Source organism: Sphingobacterium bovistauri (genome assembly GCF_020295405.1).
Classification (GTDB): domain Bacteria; phylum Bacteroidota; class Bacteroidia; order Sphingobacteriales; family Sphingobacteriaceae; genus Sphingobacterium; species Sphingobacterium bovistauri.
The window spans coordinates 24,953-44,043 of the sequence record NZ_JADEYP010000022.1; the positions used below are offsets into that span (position 1 = coordinate 24,953).

Consider the following 19,091-nt stretch of genomic DNA (forward strand, 5'->3'; position numbering starts at 1 on the left):
TATGCGAAGAAGGGTTATTAAGTTATTTATAGTTTTTTTGTTGACTACAAATAGTGGTGTAGCACAAGAATTATTAACTATTAAAGAGGCGATAGCGGTTGCGCTAGAAAATAATTACGATATTAAATTATTTCAAAATACACTAAAAGTAGCACAAGAAAATGTGACAGTCGGCAATGCTGGAATGTTACCCACAGTGACTGGAAATTTCACACAAAATAATAGTATCTCCAATTCTAACCAGACGCAAGCCTCTGGGGAAGTTCGTTCTTTGGATAATGCAAAAAACAACAGTCTAAACTATGGTGTGAGTGTCGGTTGGACTGTCTTTGATGGATTGGGGATGTTTTCGCGCTATGAGACACTTAAGGAGCTTCAAAAGCTGGGCGAAGCAGAATTACAGCGTTCGGTGGTAACACGCGTGGCTGATGTGATTTCAACGTATTATACGATTGTGGAACAGCAAAATCTGCTTTCTGCAATTGATTCCAGTATAGTAATATCTAAAGAGCGTTTGCGAACAGCGGAAAATCGTTTTTCAATAGGCAAAGCTTCTCGTTTGGAAGTATTGAATGTGCAAGTGAATCTGAATACAGATGAATCAAATCGCATTAAACAAGACAACGTAGTAAAGAATTTGAAAATCACACTCAATAGTTTACTAGCTCGCGATTTGCAACAAGCATTTGAAGTTATTAGAGTTTTTTCTATTAATGAATCTTTTGTACTAGGAAATTTGCTGGAGCAAGCTAAGTCTAGCAATCCAAATTTAATTCTAATAAGTATAAATAGAAGAATTGCTGAATTAGAAGAGAAGACTATTAAAGCAAATCGTTATCCAACTGTTCGTCTTAATGGGGGATATAATTTTTCAGAATCCGAATCTAGCTTAGGCTTCGTTGCGCAATCTAAATCTAGGGGACTCACCTACGGTATTACAGCGTCATTAAATATTTTTGATGGTTTTAATCAACGCAGGAATGAACGCATCGCTAAGTTGAGAATTGAAAATGCAGATTTACTAATTGATCAAAGTAATCTACAGATTGAATCAGAAATAGCGCAAGCGTATAATTTGTATAAAACTAATTTGGAGCTTGTAAAGATTGAAGAAAAAAATGAGCAAATCGCTCGTCAAAATTTAAATATCACATTAGATAAATACAAAATAGGGACATTAAGTGCTGTAGAGTTTCGTGATGCCCAAGAGAACTTCGTAAATGCAGTATCTAGATTTAATGCTGCGAAAACACAAGCTAAATTATCAGAAACTTTAATCCTAGAATTAGTAGGGAAAATTGATCTTCTTTAGTGTATCAGACGATTATGGTCTAAAAATAGCACAAACGTTTGCGTTTGTGAATCATTTTATTTTCTGATAATTATCAATTATACTTGTTAAAGATAATACGATAAGTATTAAGATAAGCCATGAAAACCTATGTATATAAGATGAGGTTTTCTTAACTATGAAACTGTTTAGTTTGTTTTAATATAGGTGATTTTAAGGGGGCTTTGGGGGTCCCCTTTTAAAAAAGATTTATAAATCTAATTTTATATGAGTACCAATAGAAGAGAATTTCTTAAAAAGGCATCCTTACTTTCCGCAACTGCGATTTCATTGCCTGCATTGCATGTACAAGCAGCTGCTGCACCTCGATTTAATATGTCAGGTTACGCTGCACCTAAGATTGATAAAGTGCGTGTAGCATTTGTTGGTCTAGGTAATAGAGGAACTGGTGCTGTTGATCGATTTACATACTTAGAAGGAGCAGAAATTGTAGCGTTATGTGATAAGCATGCTGATAGAGTTTCTAAACATCAAAAAACTGTCGTGGACCGTGGATTGAAAAAACCAGTAGGTTTTTCAGGTGCAGATGGTTGGAGAGAAATGTTGAAATCGGTTAAAATTGATTTATTATACATCTGTACGCCTTGGGATTTTCATACAGAAATGAGTATAGAAGGAATGCAAGCAGGAGCACATGTTGCTTGTGAAGTTCCGATTGGTTTGACTGTCGAAGATTGTTGGAAAGTAGTTCGTGTTTCTGAAGAAACTAAAAAACATTGTATGATGTTGGAGAATTGCTGTTATGATTTCTTCGAATTACAGACATTAAATATGGCTCGAGCAGGTGTTTTTGGGGATATCATCCATTCCGAAGGAGCTTATATTCATGATTTATTAGATTTAAATTTTAGTAAAACATATTATGATGATTTCTGGAGATTGAAAGAAAATATTCGTTTTCATGGTAACTTGTATCCAACACATGGTATAGGTCCTGTAGCGCAATGTATGAATGTCAATCGTGGAGATGTCATGACATCGTTGGTAAATGTAGCTTCAAATGATTTCCATATGGGGGAAGAAGCAAAACGCTTGGCGAAGGAAGATCCTACCACATTTGGTCAATTCGTGGGTGCTGAATTCCGTGGTAACATGAATACTACATTGATACGTACACAAAAGGGTAAGACTATCATGATTCAACATGATGTGACTTCTCCTCGTCCATATTCACGTATTCATATGCTGAGTGGTACAAAAGGCTTCTGCGAAAAGTATCCGACAATGGGTATCAGTTTGAAGTCTCATAAAAATGGTCATAGCTTCTTACCGCAAGAGGATATGGAAAAACTACGTAATGAATATACTCCTGAAATTGTAAAATTCATTGGCGAGCAAGCTAAAAAAGTTGGTGGTCATGGTGGAATGGACTTTATGATGGACTGGAGATTGATTGACTGTCTGCGTAATGGTTTGGCATTGGATCAAGATGTATACGATGCTGCTGCATGGAGTGCTATTGTGCCATTGAGTGTAGAATCAACTAAAAAGGGTAAAACAGTAGAATTTCCCGATTTCACACAGGGGCTCTGGATTTCAAATAAGCCATTAGAATTAACTTTAAAAGGAGGTGGCAACACTAAGATTAGACCTAAAAAGGAATCTAATGACAAACAATTAAACGTGTAACTGGTAAATGTTTTAATATTTAAGGCTTCAGATATCTTATCTTGAAGCCTTTTTTATATTTTAGCAACATACAATCATAAATTTATGAAGACCTATTCTTTACTTGCATTAGCCTTATTTTTATCTTGTCAGAATAATTCAACCTCATCGGTAGCGAATCAAATGGATGGAAGTACATGTGCTATGGAGGGGACTCCTAACCGAAATAATAGCGGTACTTCAGCTGTTAAAATCACTGAAGATAAGGTGAAAATGATAAAGGTAAAGGGCGGGAAGTATAATTTAGGTTCAGATTATTTTGACGATGCGAAGCCAGGGAGTGTGGTTGAAGTTGACGATTTTTATATTGATGAACACGAAGTCACAAATGCACAGTTTGCACAATTTGTTAAAGAAACTAACTATCTGACAGTAGCTGAAAGACCATTAGATCCAAAGGAATTTCCGGGTGTTGATCCTTCTATGTTAGTACCTGGTTCTGCTGTATTTGTTGGAAATTTGGAAGCTGGCGATTTGTCGAATCCTTTGTCGTGGTGGGAATATGTTAAGGGAGCATCGTGGAATCATCCAGAAGGTCCTAACAGCACTATTGAGGGGCGAGAAAATCATCCTGTAGTACATATTGCTTACGAAGATGCTGAAGCCTATGCCAAATGGGCTGGTAAGCGCTTACCTACAGAAGCCGAGTGGGAGCTAGCAGCAAAGGCAAATACACATTCGGATGAAGAATTTTATTGGGGGGAAGAACTGAAGAAGGACGGCAAATGGATGGCGAATACATATCAAGGTGATTTTCCAAAGAAGAATTTTAAACTGGATGGTTTTAGTGGTTCAGCACCTGTCAAATCGTATCCCGCTAATGCACTTGGAATTTACGATATGGTCGGTAATGTGTGGGAATGGTGCTCGGATTTTTACCGTGCAGGTTATGATAATAATTCGTCTAAAGTTAATCCTAAAGGCCCATCAGATTCACATGATCCACAAGAACCCGGCTTGGTAAAACGCGTACAGCGTGGAGGTTCTTTTCTTTGTGTAGACAGTTATTGCGAACGCTACAAAGCTGGCGGTAGAGGTAAAGGTGAGATTAATAGCCCTACCAATAATGTGGGTTTTAGATGTGTTAAGGGTATTTAATATAAGTTCTAACACGTTTGTTTTTAGTGTTTTGTTTTAAGTGTAATGCTGTAATCGCGTCATTTCGACGTAAGGAGAAATCTAAGTAGATATAATATTTTTAAGAATGTTTTATATAGTGATAGTATCATTTGATACTATCAGAAATTATATAGACAGCTACTGCGAACGCTACAAAGTAGGAGTAAAGGAAAATATCATTAGCCAAACTAACAATGTATGTTTAAAACATTGTCAATTTTTTAACGGCTTACTCTAAAATAAAAATTTTATAAAATTTTTATTTTAGAGTAATTGTGCATTTCATTTGTTGTGACCGGAAATTTAGTCTTGTTAAGTTTTATGTTTTTTTTAAATTTACATCTATTACACATGTATAAAGAAGTGTAAAATGAAGTTAAATGATTTTTTATCATTTATCTATAATGTAAAACTAATCAATAAATTTATTTATGTTTTCAAGGATACCTGAAGATCGACTTTACTGTGCTTGGAGAATTAAGACAACATTTAAAGATGATCTTGGAAAAACTCTAAATGGTAGTGGTACATGCTTCTTTGTCAAAAATTCTATGGATGAAGTTTGTTTAGTAACTAATCGGCATCTTATCGATGTAGATTATAAAAAACCTAATTCGGACTATAAAGAATTTAAATTAATAACAATTGAAGCATTTGGAAAAAAAAGGAATATTGAAAATATGCCTGATATTGATTGTAAAGTAATGTTTTATAGTTTTAAAATTCTAACTTCTCCAAAATATGAGAATGATGTAGAGGTTCTTAAGGAACTTAGGGCTTATAATGATGAAGAATATACTGCAAATGTTGATTACATTTTGCCATTCAATGAAATTGCCACTGAGGAACAGATAAAAACAGGACTTAAAATAAGTGATTCTCTTGTATTTCCAGGATTTCCATCCTGGTATGATAAGATAGAAAATCGTCCAATTTTGAGACCAGGGATGGTTTCCAGTGATCCAAGATATAATTATTCTTATGGAAATATAGTAATAGGTGATTGTTTGGCTTATGAAGCATTTTCTTTTGAAGGTTCTTCAGGCAGTCCCGTTTTTGCTTTACAGAGAGGCTTTCCTAGTGATAAATTAATAACGTGGCCCGATTACAGACCATTGTTATTAGTGGGAATTAATGCAGGATCTTTATTGACTAATAATAATGCACATTCAGGAATTTCGTATTTATATAAATCATCGATAATTATTGAGTTAATGAATCAATAATGTTTTATATTTCAATTAGTCGTCTCTCTCTCTTTTCTATAAAAAGCGATATAAAACAAAAAACTCCCTCACAATTACTTGCGAGGGAGTTCCTTTATTATATTTCTTGTTTGCTTATTGCGCGTTCAAGAACATAGATTTTTTAGATACTAATTCTCTAAAGTAAGGGTCTTGCAGATCTTTGATAAAGCGAATAGCTTCACCTGTAGATTTCATTTCAGGACCTAATTGTTTGTCTACTTCAGGGAATTTAGAGAACGAAAATACCGGTTCTTTGATTGCCCATCCTGTTAGTTTGCGCACGATAGTGAAATCTTTCAATTTGTTCTCACCCAACATTACTTTAGTAGCGATATTGATGTAAGGTACATCGTATGCTTTCGCGATGAAAGGAACAGTACGAGATGCACGAGGGTTAGCCTCGATTACATAGACATCTTCACCTTTTACTGCAAACTGAATGTTCAACAATCCTTTTACATCCAATGCTTTTGCTAATTTGATAGAATATTCTTCCATTTTAGCTTGCACATTTTGTGATAAACTGAATGGAGGTAGTACAGCGTATGAATCACCAGAGTGAATACCTGCAGGCTCGATATGTTCCATCATACCGATGATATGTACATCTTCACCGTCACAAATCGAATCCGATTCAGCTTCTTCTGCTCTGTCTAAGAAATGGTCAATTAAAATTTGATTGCCTGGAAGGTTTTTCAAAAGATTAACAACTGCTTTTTCTAAGTCTTCATCGTTGATAACTATACTCATTCCTTGACCACCTAATACGTACGAAGGACGTACTAATACGGGGTAACCAACTTTATTAGCAACCACGATTGCTTCTTCAGCAGATGTAGCTACACCATATTTAGGATAAGGAATATCTAATTCTTTCAACAAATCAGAGAAACTACCACGATCTTCAGCCAAATCCATATTACCGAATGAAGTTCCTATGATCTTCACACCCAAAGATTCTAATCTGTCAGCCATTTTAAGTGCTGTTTGACCGCCTAATTGTACAATTACACCTACTGGTTTCTCCAACTCAATAATCTCACGTACATGCTCCCAGAATACAGGCTCGAAGTACAACTTGTCCGCCATGTTGAAGTCTGTAGACACTGTTTCAGGGTTACAGTTCACCATGATTGCTTCATAACCACATTCTTTAGCAGCTAACAAGCCGTGCACACAAGAGTAATCAAATTCGATACCTTGACCTATACGGTTAGGACCTGAACCTAATACGATGATTTTTTTCTTATCAGAAGAGATTGATTCGTTTTCTTCTTCGAAAGTCGAGTAGTAGTACGGTGTTTGCGCTGGGAATTCTGCCGCACACGTATCTACCATTTTGTACACACGGTTGATGCCTAACTCTTTACGACGATCGTAAACTTGATCTTCTGTTACATTACCTAACAACCAAGAGATTTGTAAATCTGAATAACCTTTTTGTTTCAAAGTCATAAAGAAATCGCGTGGAATATTCGATAATTGATATCTTTTTAATTCAGTTTCTAACTGAACTAATTCTTGAATTTGGATTAAATACCATTTGTCAATATGCGTTGCTTTACGGATAGATTCCAAAGGAACGCCTAATTCGAAGGCATCTTTGATATGGAAAAGACGATCAGCACTTGGGTGCTCCAAGCTGTACATGATCTCTTCAAGATTGCGTGATTGACGACCATCAGCACCTAAACCAGCACGGCCAGTTTCTAATGATTGTGCAGCTTTCTGTAATGCTTCAATGAATGTACGGCCGATTGCCATTACTTCACCTACAGCTTTCATCTGAAGACCTAATTCTTTGTTTGCACCTTTGAATTTATCAAAGTTAAAACGAGGAACTTTTACAATTACGTAGTCTAATGTAGGCTCGAAGTATGCAGAAGTTGTTTTTGTAATTTGATTTTGCAACTCATCCAAGTTGTAACCGATAGCTAATTTAGCTGCGATCTTAGCAATAGGGTAACCAGTTGCTTTTGATGCTAACGCTGAAGAACGGGATACACGCGGATTGATCTCAATTGCGATGATATCTTCGTTTTCTGGATTTACCGAGAATTGTACGTTACAACCACCCGCGAAGTTACCAATCGAACGCATCATCTTGATCGCTTGGTTACGCATATCTTGGTAACACTTGTCCGATAATGTCATTCCTGGAGCTACGGTGATAGAGTCTCCTGTATGGATACCCATTGGGTCGAAGTTTTCGATTGTACAAATGATAATTACATTATCATTCTTGTCACGTAATAATTCCAATTCGAATTCTTTCCAACCTAATACAGCTTGCTCAACTAATACTTCGTGTGTAGGAGAAGCGTGAAGACCTCTATTTAAGGCAGCATCAAAATCTTCTTTCTTGTGTACGAAACCACCACCTGTACCCGCTAACGTGTACGATGGACGAATTACTAAAGGAAATCCAATTTCTTGTGCAGCTTCTTTACCTTCTAAGAATGAGTTAGCAATTTTTGATGGAGCAACACCTACACCAATATCAATCATTAATTGACGGAATTCCTCACGATTTTCCGTTTTTTCGATTGCAGCTACATCAACACCAATAACCTGAATATTGTATTTTTCCCACAATCCACGCTCTGAAGCTTCGATACACAAGTTCAATGCAGTCTGTCCACCCATAGTAGGTAGTACAGCATCGATTTGTTGCTCCTGAAGGATTTGCTCTATACTTTCACAAGTAAGTGGTAATAAATAAACATGATCTGCAACAACTGGGTCAGTCATAATAGTTGCAGGGTTAGAGTTGATTATCGAAACTTTGATGCCTTCTTCTTTTAAAGATAAAGCAGCTTGAGATCCTGAGTAATCAAATTCACACGCTTGTCCGATAACAATAGGACCAGAACCTATGATTAAAACGGAGTTAATGGAGGTGTTTCTAGGCATTATTTATTAAATCAAAAAGTTTAAATATACTATTTGTGTTGTTTACAAAGCGGAAGAAATGCCTTAATAATGAAGAGAATTCCGACTGCTTTGTCGGAGTGCAAAGTTATATATTTTATTTTTAAAATCCTTAAAATATTAGGATTATTTATTATTAAAAATGCCTCTAATGAAATGAAACCTTCGAGAATTGAATGTCTAATGAATCTATATTTTATAATTGCCGAGCTTTTTTAGAAATCTTCTAATAGCTATTGTTTTAATTACTATTACAGCTTTCAAATATTGAACAAATGTTCATTTAAGTGGATTCAAACTAAACAATATACAGTTTTGGGACACGAGATTTTTAAGTAATCATACTATGAGCTATACGTAAAATTGTTAAATGGAAACTCTATCCAGAAAGTAGTTCCAATTCCTCGTTTGCTCTCAAACCATATCTTTCCTCCATGTGATTCCACGATTTGCTTTGAAATGGCTAATCCTAGACCATATGGTTGTTCACCTTCGGTCCCAAATTGTTGAGCTTCGGTATATAACTGAAATATTTTACTTTGCATTTCTTCAGGAATACCAATTCCGTTATCATTTACAGCGATAGTAATGTGATTTTCGGTTTTTTGGGTTACCACTTCAATAGTTGCGCCTATGGGGCTAAATTTTATAGCGTTAGCGATTAAGTTGCTAATTACGCGCCAAAGCTTTTCACGGTTTGCATGCAGCGTTACTGAAAAACTTTTAAGGACTATTTTTTGCTTTTTAATTACAGCCTTGTGTTGTAATAAATCAACGCAATATTTAAGTATTACCTGTAAGTCTAAATTTTCTTTTTTTAAATCATCAATTTTAGTGTTTGATGAAAGTAAATTATTTACTAATTCGAGTGATTGATCCGAGGATTGCGAAATCAAATCTAACATAGTTTTGTGTTCTGGATTTTCAAAATTTTGCTCCCCAATTATTGTTGCTGCCATCTTGATAGCACCCAGTGGATTTCGTAAATCATGTGCTACGATTTTCATCAATCGTTTATTTTCTTCTTGACTTTCTTCCAGTGATGAGAGAGTGTTTTGTAAACCAATATATTGCTCGGCAATTTTCTTGTTCAAGCGTGATGTTTCTTTATACTGACGATATATATATAATCCAAATAAGATACCAATCAGTATGAAGGCTATTAAGCCCCAAATTTTTACTTTTTGCTCATTGTTACTTAATTCTAAGCGCATATTGTCAGTTTCTAGAGAATTGTATTGGACATAATCCCCAATGAAGTTTTTTAAGTTTTCATTCTGCTGCATCAAGGTAGAAGAAAGTAGTTTTTGAGTATTTAAAATTTCTTCTCTATCCTGAAGTTTTTCTGCTGTTTCCAATATCATATTAAGATATACAACCAAATTACTTTTGCCACCTGTTGAGATAGCTGTATCGTATGCTTGCTTGTAGTATTTCAACGCTAATTTTGGATTATTGTGGTGAAATTTACCTGATAAAACTATAGAATTGACTGTAATTAGGTCATAGTCCAATTCTTTAGATTCGGAAATAGTTTCTTCTAAAAGTTTTAATGCATTGACATCATTTTTTTGAATTAAGTCGTATGCTTCCAGTTGTTTTTTTAACAGTATTATACCTCTACTGTCATATTTATTTGCTATTTCTTCTGTTTTGTTTAAATAATAGGCTGCACTGTCCTTATTTAGTCCTTGCAACATCGAGGCGTAATTTATATAGACTATAGACATAATGCTATCTCTTTCAAGTTCATCCCCTAAAGAAATAGCGCGTTGAATAAATTTTTCAGCATTATTGTTGTCATTTAAATCCATATATGACAATGCCATATTATTAAGTATTTGGACAACGTTTTCTTTGTCACCAATTTTACGATAGCCATTCAAAATTGTTGTATAATGCTGTAAAGCCTCTTTATGTAAGCCTCGTGCACTAAGAGAAAGGGCTATCAAATTTTCGGCATCCAACTCGCCTTTGGTGTATTTTAAAGTGATTGAAAGTTTTTTAGCTTCCAAGCCATAGTATAAACAGCTATCAATGTTTTTAAACTGGTAGAGTATACCAACTTTGTTCATCTGATCTATCAATTGATATTTATCTCTGATACTTGATAGCTTTTTACGCTCTTCACTTATCTTCAAAGATTGTCCCTTTGTGAAATTAGAGAAGATGATAAAAATAAATACAACAATAAATCTGATGAGTGTTATGTTCATTATTATTTTATTAGGTATTTGTAGACAAATACAATCATTTGTGGATAATTTATAATTAAATATGCCATTTTTTTTTGGGTCTTTAAATTAATTTTAAATGCAACATTCTATTTCACTTAGTTTGCATTAAAAAATGAGAACATTTTTCGATATAAAATAGATATAAACGGTAATATGTTTTTATAAAAAATGTGTTTGAAATTTTTAATACTGTAGGCAGGATTTTTAATTGCTGATTATATTGCATTTATTTTTAAACACATAAGCCTTACAAAATTTGTAAGGCTTATGTGTTTTTATTTCTTTAAATGAATGTCAAAATATTTAGCTATTTTATCATACATATGTATTCTATCTTTTCCGCGCACATTGTGTTCGTGAGTAGGGTATAAGAAATAATCCACTTGTATGCCATTTTTAATACATTGTTCGACGAAGTCCATGCTGTGTTGTTGAACTACAACAGGATCTTGTGCGCCATGAATAATCAATAGATTTCCTTTCAATCGATCAGCTTTATCTAGTAATGAAGTCTTTTTATAGCCCTCTGGATTTTCTTGAGGGGTATCCATGTATCGCTCGCCATACATTACTTCGTAATATTTCCAATCCATTACAGGTCCACCTGCTACACCAGCTTTGAATGTGCTATTGTGTTTAGTCATCAACGAAGTAGTCATGAATCCGCCGTAGCTCCATCCGAAAATTCCCATATTCTCTTTGTCTACATAAGGAAGCGATTTTAGATAGTCAAATCCTACTAGTTGATCTGCTATCTCAGCTTCTCCTAATTGTCTATGTGTAACTCTGGTGAAATCACGTCCACGTGCATCAGAGCCGCGGTTATCTAAGGTGAATACGATGTAGCCATTTTGAGCCATATACAAGTCAAAATAACCTACACCACCAAGCCATCTATCTGTAATCATCTGCGCATGTGATCCTCCGTACAGGTACACCATTACAGGATATTTCTTAGAAGAATCAAAGTTGATAGGGTAGGTGATTCGTGCATTAAGAGGAGTTTTACTATCAGGAGATATAAATTCTTTGAATTCAATCTTTGGCATGTTGATTTGTCCTTCAAATGGATTGCTAGCTTCAAAAATTGATTTAGTCTGTCCGTCTTTATTATTAATTATTTGAACTTTATACGGAGTTGTCAAATTACTAAACTGGTCTAGTGTATAGTTGCCATTCGGACTAATCGTTGCGTTGTGAACGCCATTTGTTTTGGTCAGTTGGGTTGTTTTTCCTGATTTTAGTTCTACTGCATACAGATGTCTTTCCAAACCTTTATTTGTAACACCTACGTAATAAGCTTTTGTGCCATTTGAATTGAATCCTTTGAAATCTTCAACTATGATGTCATTATAGCCTAAATGCTTGATTAATTTCCCATTAGTGTTGTATAAGTAAAGTTGGTTGTATCCTTCTTTATCGGTTTGATATAAAAATTGGGTAGTGTTATTGGGTAAGAAAGTTAATTCATGTTGTGGCTCTACCCAAGTTTTAGATTTTTCTTCAAAAAGTGTTTTAACAAAATCACCTGTATGAGCATTGTATTGATTCAATTTCAAATGATCTTGTCCACGGTTCAACACACCAGCATATACAAACTCATTACTAGGATCCCAAGTTACAGACGTAAGGTATTGTTCTTTCGGTTCAGCAGTTTTTAATGTGGTGTATGATTTTGTTTCTGTATTGAACACAATTAGAGTGACCTCTTCGGATTTCATTCCTGCCATTGGGTATCTTGTATTTTTGATAGTAGCAATACGAGTATCCCATTGTGGTAAAGGATATTTTGTTACCATGGTTTCATCCTTGCGGTAATACAATAAGTTTTTTCCATTTGGGGACCACCACATTCCTTTGTGGATACCAAATTCTTGACGATGTGTGTTACTGCTTCCGTTTACTATGCCATCAACAGTATCTTTTGTTACTTGAATTTTCTCACCTGCTGTGGTAAGAATTTCAATATTGTTGCCGATAAGGTATGCGGTGTGAGTGCTTTCTTCGGTATTTTCTAATCCTGAAGGAAGAGTCTTTAATATTTTAGCAGATTTTGCTTTGATATTGTAGCTAATATCAAATCTGTTTTTTTCTCCTGCTATTTGAAATTTAATATTGTCTTCGTCCAACCATTCGTAATTGTATGGGAAAGATTTTAATGAATATTTATCATCAATAATGACTTTCTCTAAAGCGGACTTCAAATCTTTTGTGTTAGCAATAACATTTTCTGACCACTTATCTTTTGCATTTCTTGATACTAGATTTTGGTAAGTGGCATCTAAATGTGTGAATTGATCCGTATTTTTTGTCCATTGCATTCCAAAAATAGTTTTCGGTGCAAATTTACTTGGCCCAAAAACAGTTTCATCAATGATGAAATTTCGCTGTGCATATGCTGTAGAGCTGCTCAGTAGAAAAAATAAAAGTAGTTTTTTCATGTTATTGAAATAGTTTCAAAGCGAAATTATGGATTTCTAGTCAAATTGGACAATAACTATATCGTTATTTCGGAGATTTTATAATGGACGTATCCAAATGTTTTTAAAGTTCACTAAATCGCCATGATCTTGTAGGATAATTGGTTCTGGTCCATGTGGAATTATTTTGGGCATTCCTATATATTCAGTGGTGCCCTCGATTTGCGTGTTATAATGAACAGCTACGCCATTGTGTATGACAGTGACGATTGCCTTTTTGATCAGTACTCCATCTTTGTTAAATCGTGGTGCTGTATATAGAATATCATAGGTGTGCCATTCTCCATCGTTTTTTGTAGCAGATACTAATGGCTGTTTTTGTTTATACAATGACGCTGCTTGACCATTTACATAGGTTGCATTGTTATTGTTATCAAGGACTTGTATTTCGTATTTTCCTTGCAAAAATATACCACTATTTCCTCTTCCTTGACCTTCTCCTTTTATTACTTCTGGACTTTTCCATTCAATATGTAATTGAAAATCTTCGAAATTCTGTTTGGTTTGAATATCTCCAGTGCCAGGTTTTACAGTTAGCACTCCATCTTTAATTGTCCACGGCGCATTTGTACCTTTTGTTTTTACACTTTCCCATTGGCTTAAATTAGTGCCATCAAAGAGAATTATCGCATCACTTGGAGCTTTGTTGGAGCTTGTGTGTACAACTTTTGATTTGGGTTCGTAAAATTCGGTGTCTTGGGGTTGAAATTTCGTTTGCGCAAATAGTGTCGTGGCGCTAATAGTTCCCAGTAATGTAAGTAAAGTTAATTTAGAAATGGTTCTCATAGAGTTTAAGTTTATTCATTAAATATAATGAAAAAGCACAAAAATGTTTATTTTAGATTATGATTACACAAAAAGTAGCCCTTAGAGAGGTAAGGTTTTATTCACCTATTGGGTTTTATGAGGAAGAGCAGGTGATAGGTAATGAATTTTTTCTGAACCTTGAAGTTATATTTCCATTTGAAAATTCAGATGCGGAAGATTTAAAAAATACCATAAACTACGAAGAGCTATATCAAATTTTGGAGGGTGTAATGCGACCTAAACGTAAATTGATAGAGTCTGCACTAGAAGATATCCTAGATATGGTATTAAAGAAATACACCTTTGTACAAGAGGTTAATGTTGTAATTCGTAAAGTAAATCCTCCTTTTGGTGGAGATTTGGCTAATTCTGAAGTATCATTAGTTTATAAGAGAGACTAAGAAAAAAAATACAGCTCATAAAAACGTCAATTAATCATTTAATTGACGTTTTTTATTTCAAACAGCGACATTTTGTCTGTAGATAAAGTTCAATTATGACTTTATGTCATTATTTTGTGATTGGTATAGTAGTTGAATAATCCTCAGTGTAGATAAAAAAAAAATTAAATTGATAAAAACAAATTGGAGGATAAAAAAATGGCATTACTAAAATTCCCTACTAAAGCAGTAAATACAGATGTGGTTAATCCATTCGTGAATAGTGTATTTGATAACTTATTCAATGATTCATTTATCACTGATCGTTTGGTAACTCGTATTCCAGCTGTTAATATTACAGAATTAGAAAAATCATTCGAAGTAGAGTTGGCTGCTCCAGGTTTGGAAAAGTCTGATTTTAAAATCAATGTTGATAAGAATATTATATCCATTTCTGTAGAGAAATCAGAAGAAAATGTAACTGAAGGTAAATTGTATAGCAAAAAAGAATTTAGCTATAATTCCTTCACAAGATCTTTCACATTACCAGAAGCTGTAGATTATAGTAATATTGATGCGGTATATGAAAGTGGTATCTTGATTGTGAAGATTGGTAAGAAAGAAGACGCAATTATTGCAAAAAGATTAATAGAAGTAAAGTAGTTTAATATTAAGTTTTGGTTGGTTTAGAACACCCCTTCTCAGAAGGGGTGTTTTTTTATGATTGTTGGTTTGGTAAATTTTTGATAAATATTTTTGCTTTTTGGATGTATGAATCCAATTCTACTTTTTCAGACTGGATAAATGAATTGTCTTCTAGACTTCCAATTACCACATCCATTTCCTCTCGATTTTCATAGACCATAGTGCGGAATGGATTGTCGTAATCTTTTTTGCGCGATCTATAAATTTCATCATAAATCCATTTTTGAGTCTCAATACTTTCCTCAATTATTTGTGCAATAAAGGATTCGTCCCATTTATCTATAGGATTTTCTGTAATATCCGCCAAAGATGCTAAGGCGTGTGCAAATTTTTCGTGCCTATAGTTAGCGCTCCATGAATGATATTGTTGGTGAATTTCTTTCCAAGTTTTCAGTTCATCTGATTTTATGTCATCCATTAGTTTTTTGAAGTCACATCTAGGAACAATCTGCCCACCTAAATTTTCAAATTCTTTTCTTTTAATATTTTTTAATGATTGAATCTTTTCAATGACTTGTGCTGCTGATAATCCTTCACTGGTGGATTGTCCTAGAATCTGAGTTGTTGCGTAATGTCTAATCAATCGCTTGAACAATTGATAGCTTTCTCTGGCTTTTAATAGTACAACTTTACGTTTTGAACATTCAACATTTTCAATGTATATATCTTGACCCAATTTGAAATTTTGATCCAGCAATATCTTTTTACCTTCATTTTTGGAGTTTGGCCAATGTGGGTAGATAGATTTTCCAACCGCTTCTTCGATAATATCCAATGACTCAAACATTTCATTAATCGTGTCTGGCGCTAGAATGTCATATTCTAAGTGTTGGTTTTTTATCGTGCGTTTGTCGCGACCAATGAATTTTTTGGAATTACGCATTACAGCGTACATATTGTATAAAAACCAGTACCCTGGTACGATTATCAATCGGTCGTTTTGTACATCAGTACTGATCAACGAAAATGGTATTTTAATATTTAATTCATATAAAAAATCACCTTTTACGATTAATGAATAAGATGCAAATTTTGAATTGTGTTTTAGACTAACACATAAGCCTGGCCAAAACCCTCGTTTGGCAATAATTTCACCATCAGCTGATCTTGAATTGTGATTAGAACCGATAGTTGCTCCAGCCGCCATATTACTTTGTCCCATAATCAGGGCAGCGCACAAGAAAGAATTATTGTGATGCTGCTCATGTGCTGGAAATAGTAAAGAATTAAGTACTTCGCAACAAGAGATAGTGGAGTTGTCTCCCAAGAAAGAGTTAATAAGGCGTGCACCATATTTTAGCTGGGAGAAAGAAGAAAGGATGAATCTGACAGCTTTTACGCCATAAAAAATACGACATCCGTATCCAATGATACCATTCACAATTTCACAGCCTTCTCCGATTTGTGTAAAAGCAGTTTCGGTAGAGTGTACTGTTACGTTTTTAAGTTTATTGACTCCTTTGATATAGGCGTAATCTCCTATGATGACATCGTTAATCATATTGCTGTTTTTTATCACAACTTGATTGCCGATTTCACTATATGCACCGCCCTTTTTAGAAAAAGATGCTTCAGTAATTTCCTTTAATTTTTGTTGAAAAACATGGTCATGTCTATTTCTTGTCCATATGTACGCGTCAGTAGCCTGCATACCATCAAAAGGTAAGATGGGGCGCCCACCATTTTCATTACACAGTTCTATCCAAATCCTTTTGTCTTCAGTTTCATCTTCTTTCAGTATCCCGTTGCCAAATTTGGCATTGGGACTTGTTTCCATATCATTGATGTTTAGTAAAATTACATCATTCCCAGTGATGTAGTTGGACATATATCGTACATGGTGAATTGCATTATCATCACCAATTTCACAATTGATAATTTGACTATTGTAAACACCTGTTGGTAGTTTTAGATCTTTGTAGTCTAAGTACACTGGTGATATGTTTCCAATTTTTATAGTGCCATAAAATTTGGAATTTCTGACTTGATTTGGATTAAAATTATCAGTAACAAAAATATTCTCCCAGTTGGGAGAATAATTTTGGTTTAATATTAATGTTGATACCTCTTGTTCTGATAAATTTCTGTATTCTTTGTGCGCTTTGTTTTTATTGGATTCTAAATGGTATTCATTTTTGATGTTTCCTTCATTCAGCCAATCAAATCCAAGCTTTTCTAAAGGTTGCTTGTTTACTTTCCCCATTTTTATTCTACTGTTACGGATTTTGCTAAGTTTCTGGGTCTATCCACATCGATTTGACGTTCAATGCCCACATAGTATGATAGTATTTGTAAAGGTATTACAGCTAAAATTGGTGCGATCATCTCGTGACTCGCTGGAATTTTGATGTGTTCATCGGACAAACTAATTGCCAATTGATCATCTTCCGTTACAACTGAAATTAATTTACCAGAGCGAGCTTTAATTTCTTGCATGTTGCTGACGATTTTCTCGTGTACTCTATCTTTTGTAGCTACAAAAACGACAGGTAGAGTTTCATCAACAAGCGCAATAGGGCCGTGTTTCATTTCTGCAGCTGGATACCCTTCTGCATGGATATATGATATTTCTTTTAGTTTTAAGGCTCCCTCAAGAGCAATAGGAAAGTTGTATCCACGACCTAAAAATAAAAAGTCTGTTGCTCCTTGGTATTTCTTCGCAATGACTTTAATATTTTCAATTGTGCTATCTAAAATATATTTAACTTTTTCAGGAACAGTACTCAATTCTTTTGTTAATTGCTTTCTGATTTCTTCTGAAGTAGAATTTTTGAATTCAGCTAATTTGATAGCAAATAATAACAGTACTGTCAATTGAGCTGAAAATGCTTTTGTACTTGCTACGCCTATTTCTGGTCCAGCATGAGTATAGATCCCAGCATCCGATATACGAGCGATAGAAGAACCTACTACATTGACAATACCAAAAATAGTAGCACCTTGTGCTTTTGCATTTTCTAGAGCTACCAAAGTATCAGCCGTCTCACCACTTTGGGATATAGCTATAATAACATCATCCGAAGTAATGATAGGGTTGCGGTATCTAAATTCTGATGCATATTCTACTTCTACGTTTAGGCGACATAGCTCTTCAATCCAATATTCAGCTAATAGCCCTGCATGCCAGCTTGTTCCACATGCTACAATTATAACTCGTCTTGCATTGATAAGCTTGTCTTTGATTTTATCTAATCCGCTCAAAGTTATGTTTAGACTTTCAGGGTCTAATCTTCCTCGCAATGAATCAAATATAGCTTGGGGCTGTTCGTGAATTTCTTTAATCATAAAATGTTCATAACCACCTTTTTCTATGGCGGCTAATTCCATGTCTAATTTTTGGACATAAGGTGTCAATGTTTCATTGCCCAAGTTTTTAAGAATAAGTTGGTCAGGATTGATTATTGCCAACTCATAATCGTTGATATACACCACCTCTTTGGTGAATTCCAACATCGGAGAAGCATCAGATCCTAAGAAATGTTCTCCATTGCCTATACCGATCACTAACGGGCTTCCTTTGCGCGCTGCAAAAAGTGTGTCAGGATAATCTTTGGATAAAAGTAAAATGACATAAGCACCAGTTACCCTTTTTAGTGCTATACGAATAGCTTCTTCTAACGAGCAGTTGTTGTTGATGTGTATATCTTCAATAAAGTTTAACAGCACCTCAGAGTCAGTTTCACTATTAAAGCTATAGCCCTTTTGAATTAGCTCTTCTTTAAGGGATGCATAGTTTTCAATAATTCCATTGTGAACGAGCACAAGGTTACCAGATTTTGATGAATGTGGATGAGCATTAGCATCACAGGGCACACCATGTGTTGCCCAACGTGTATGACCAATTCCTAATGTAGACTCGGTATTTTGAGATCGAAATTCTTCCTCTAGTACAGCTACCTTGCCCGTTTTCTTTACTACTTGAATAGCGCCATTTTTGTGAAGTGCTATGCCTGCACTGTCATATCCACGATACTCTAATTTTTTTAATCCATCTAAAAGATAGGGAAATGCTTGATTGTGTCCGATATAGCCGACAATTCCACACATAAAATTTAATTAAGTTATTAGTTAATAGGTTTACAAAGATAGGTAAAGACAATCGATTGTTTGCTGCTTTAAGTAGTCTATATCTTAATAAAAAAATTATTAACTAATCAAAATTGACT

12 protein-coding genes are annotated in these 19,091 nt (G+C 34.6%); 6 read left to right on the top strand and 6 right to left on the bottom strand.

All coding sequences use genetic code 11. From position 1 onward, the window contains the following. The first annotated feature begins 1 nt into the window (after window position 1). From IPZ78_RS11765 to IPZ78_RS11780, 4 genes are all read left to right on the top strand, one after another. Window positions 2-1,312, top strand: a complete 1,311-nt coding sequence (locus tag IPZ78_RS11765) for a TolC family protein (protein WP_225553940.1) — start codon at window positions 2-4, stop codon at window positions 1,310-1,312. Between the two features lie 246 nt (window positions 1,313-1,558). After that, complete coding sequence (locus tag IPZ78_RS11770; protein WP_225553941.1) at window positions 1,559-2,980, top strand: Gfo/Idh/MocA family protein; 1,422 nt, start codon at window positions 1,559-1,561, stop codon at window positions 2,978-2,980. An 84-nt stretch (window positions 2,981-3,064) separates the two neighbouring features. After that, window positions 3,065-4,117 (top strand): formylglycine-generating enzyme family protein, encoded by a 1,053-nt coding sequence (locus IPZ78_RS11775; protein ID WP_225553943.1) that lies wholly within the window; start codon window positions 3,065-3,067, stop codon window positions 4,115-4,117. A gap of 452 nt (window positions 4,118-4,569) precedes the next feature. Beyond that, window positions 4,570-5,364: a hypothetical protein gene (locus tag IPZ78_RS11780; protein ID WP_225553945.1), complete on the top strand. Its 795-nt coding sequence runs from the start codon at window positions 4,570-4,572 to the stop codon at window positions 5,362-5,364. Window positions 5,365-5,478: 114 nt separating this feature from the next. On the opposite strand, the gene carB is transcribed toward IPZ78_RS11780, so the two are convergent. The 4 genes from carB to IPZ78_RS11800 form a co-directional block, all read right to left on the bottom strand. Further along, window positions 5,479-8,298, bottom strand: a complete 2,820-nt coding sequence (carB, locus tag IPZ78_RS11785) for a carbamoyl-phosphate synthase large subunit (protein WP_225553947.1) — start codon at window positions 8,296-8,298, stop codon at window positions 5,479-5,481. Between the two features lie 362 nt (window positions 8,299-8,660). After that, on the bottom strand, window positions 8,661-10,532 hold the full coding sequence (locus tag IPZ78_RS11790) for an ATP-binding protein (protein ID WP_225553949.1): 1,872 nt from the start codon (window positions 10,530-10,532) through the stop codon (window positions 8,661-8,663). Between the two features lie 296 nt (window positions 10,533-10,828). Next, window positions 10,829-12,994: a S9 family peptidase gene (locus tag IPZ78_RS11795; protein ID WP_225553950.1), complete on the bottom strand. Its 2,166-nt coding sequence runs from the start codon at window positions 12,992-12,994 to the stop codon at window positions 10,829-10,831. 78 nt (window positions 12,995-13,072) lie between these two features. Then, on the bottom strand, window positions 13,073-13,819 hold the full coding sequence (locus IPZ78_RS11800; protein ID WP_225553952.1) for a 3-keto-disaccharide hydrolase: 747 nt from the start codon (window positions 13,817-13,819) through the stop codon (window positions 13,073-13,075). 59 nt (window positions 13,820-13,878) lie between these two features. Between IPZ78_RS11800 and folB the strand changes: the two genes are divergently transcribed. Together folB and IPZ78_RS11810 are read left to right on the top strand one after the other, a co-directional pair. Beyond that, on the top strand, window positions 13,879-14,241 hold the full coding sequence (gene folB / locus IPZ78_RS11805) for a dihydroneopterin aldolase (protein ID WP_225553954.1): 363 nt from the start codon (window positions 13,879-13,881) through the stop codon (window positions 14,239-14,241). Window positions 14,242-14,439: 198 nt separating this feature from the next. Beyond that, entirely contained in the window at window positions 14,440-14,883 is a 444-nt protein-coding gene (locus IPZ78_RS11810) for an Hsp20/alpha crystallin family protein (protein WP_225553957.1), read from the top strand. 55 nt (window positions 14,884-14,938) lie between these two features. Here the strand turns inward: IPZ78_RS11810 and IPZ78_RS11815 are convergent, their stop codons facing one another. Together IPZ78_RS11815 and glmS are read right to left on the bottom strand one after the other, a co-directional pair. Further along, window positions 14,939-17,128: a DUF4954 family protein gene (locus tag IPZ78_RS11815; RefSeq protein WP_225553959.1), complete on the bottom strand. Its 2,190-nt coding sequence runs from the start codon at window positions 17,126-17,128 to the stop codon at window positions 14,939-14,941. A gap of 2 nt (window positions 17,129-17,130) precedes the next feature. Next, window positions 17,131-18,972, bottom strand: coding sequence for a glutamine--fructose-6-phosphate transaminase (isomerizing) (glmS, locus tag IPZ78_RS11820; RefSeq protein WP_225553961.1), 1,842 nt, complete (start codon window positions 18,970-18,972; stop codon window positions 17,131-17,133). Between the last annotated feature and the right edge of the window lie 119 nt (window positions 18,973-19,091).

Bases quoted from the DNA above. Each gene is read 5' to 3' on its own strand.
- IPZ78_RS11795 (WP_225553950.1), bottom strand. From the start codon at position 12,994: ATGAAAAAACTACTTTTATTTTTTCTACTGAGCAGCTCTACAGCATAT.
- IPZ78_RS11765 (WP_225553940.1), top strand. From the start codon at position 2: ATGCGAAGAAGGGTTATTAAGTTATTTATAGTTTTTTTGTTGACTACA.
- IPZ78_RS11800 (WP_225553952.1), bottom strand. From the start codon at position 13,819: ATGAGAACCATTTCTAAATTAACTTTACTTACATTACTGGGAACTATT.
- IPZ78_RS11810 (WP_225553957.1), top strand. From the start codon at position 14,440: ATGGCATTACTAAAATTCCCTACTAAAGCAGTAAATACAGATGTGGTT.
- IPZ78_RS11770 (WP_225553941.1), top strand. From the start codon at position 1,559: ATGAGTACCAATAGAAGAGAATTTCTTAAAAAGGCATCCTTACTTTCC.
- IPZ78_RS11775 (WP_225553943.1), top strand. From the start codon at position 3,065: ATGAAGACCTATTCTTTACTTGCATTAGCCTTATTTTTATCTTGTCAG.
- carB (WP_225553947.1), bottom strand. From the start codon at position 8,298: ATGCCTAGAAACACCTCCATTAACTCCGTTTTAATCATAGGTTCTGGT.
- folB (WP_225553954.1), top strand. From the start codon at position 13,879: ATGATTACACAAAAAGTAGCCCTTAGAGAGGTAAGGTTTTATTCACCT.
- IPZ78_RS11815 (WP_225553959.1), bottom strand. From the start codon at position 17,128: ATGGGGAAAGTAAACAAGCAACCTTTAGAAAAGCTTGGATTTGATTGG.
- IPZ78_RS11780 (WP_225553945.1), top strand. From the start codon at position 4,570: ATGTTTTCAAGGATACCTGAAGATCGACTTTACTGTGCTTGGAGAATT.
- IPZ78_RS11790 (WP_225553949.1), bottom strand. From the start codon at position 10,532: ATGAACATAACACTCATCAGATTTATTGTTGTATTTATTTTTATCATC.
- glmS (WP_225553961.1), bottom strand. From the start codon at position 18,972: ATGTGTGGAATTGTCGGCTATATCGGACACAATCAAGCATTTCCCTAT.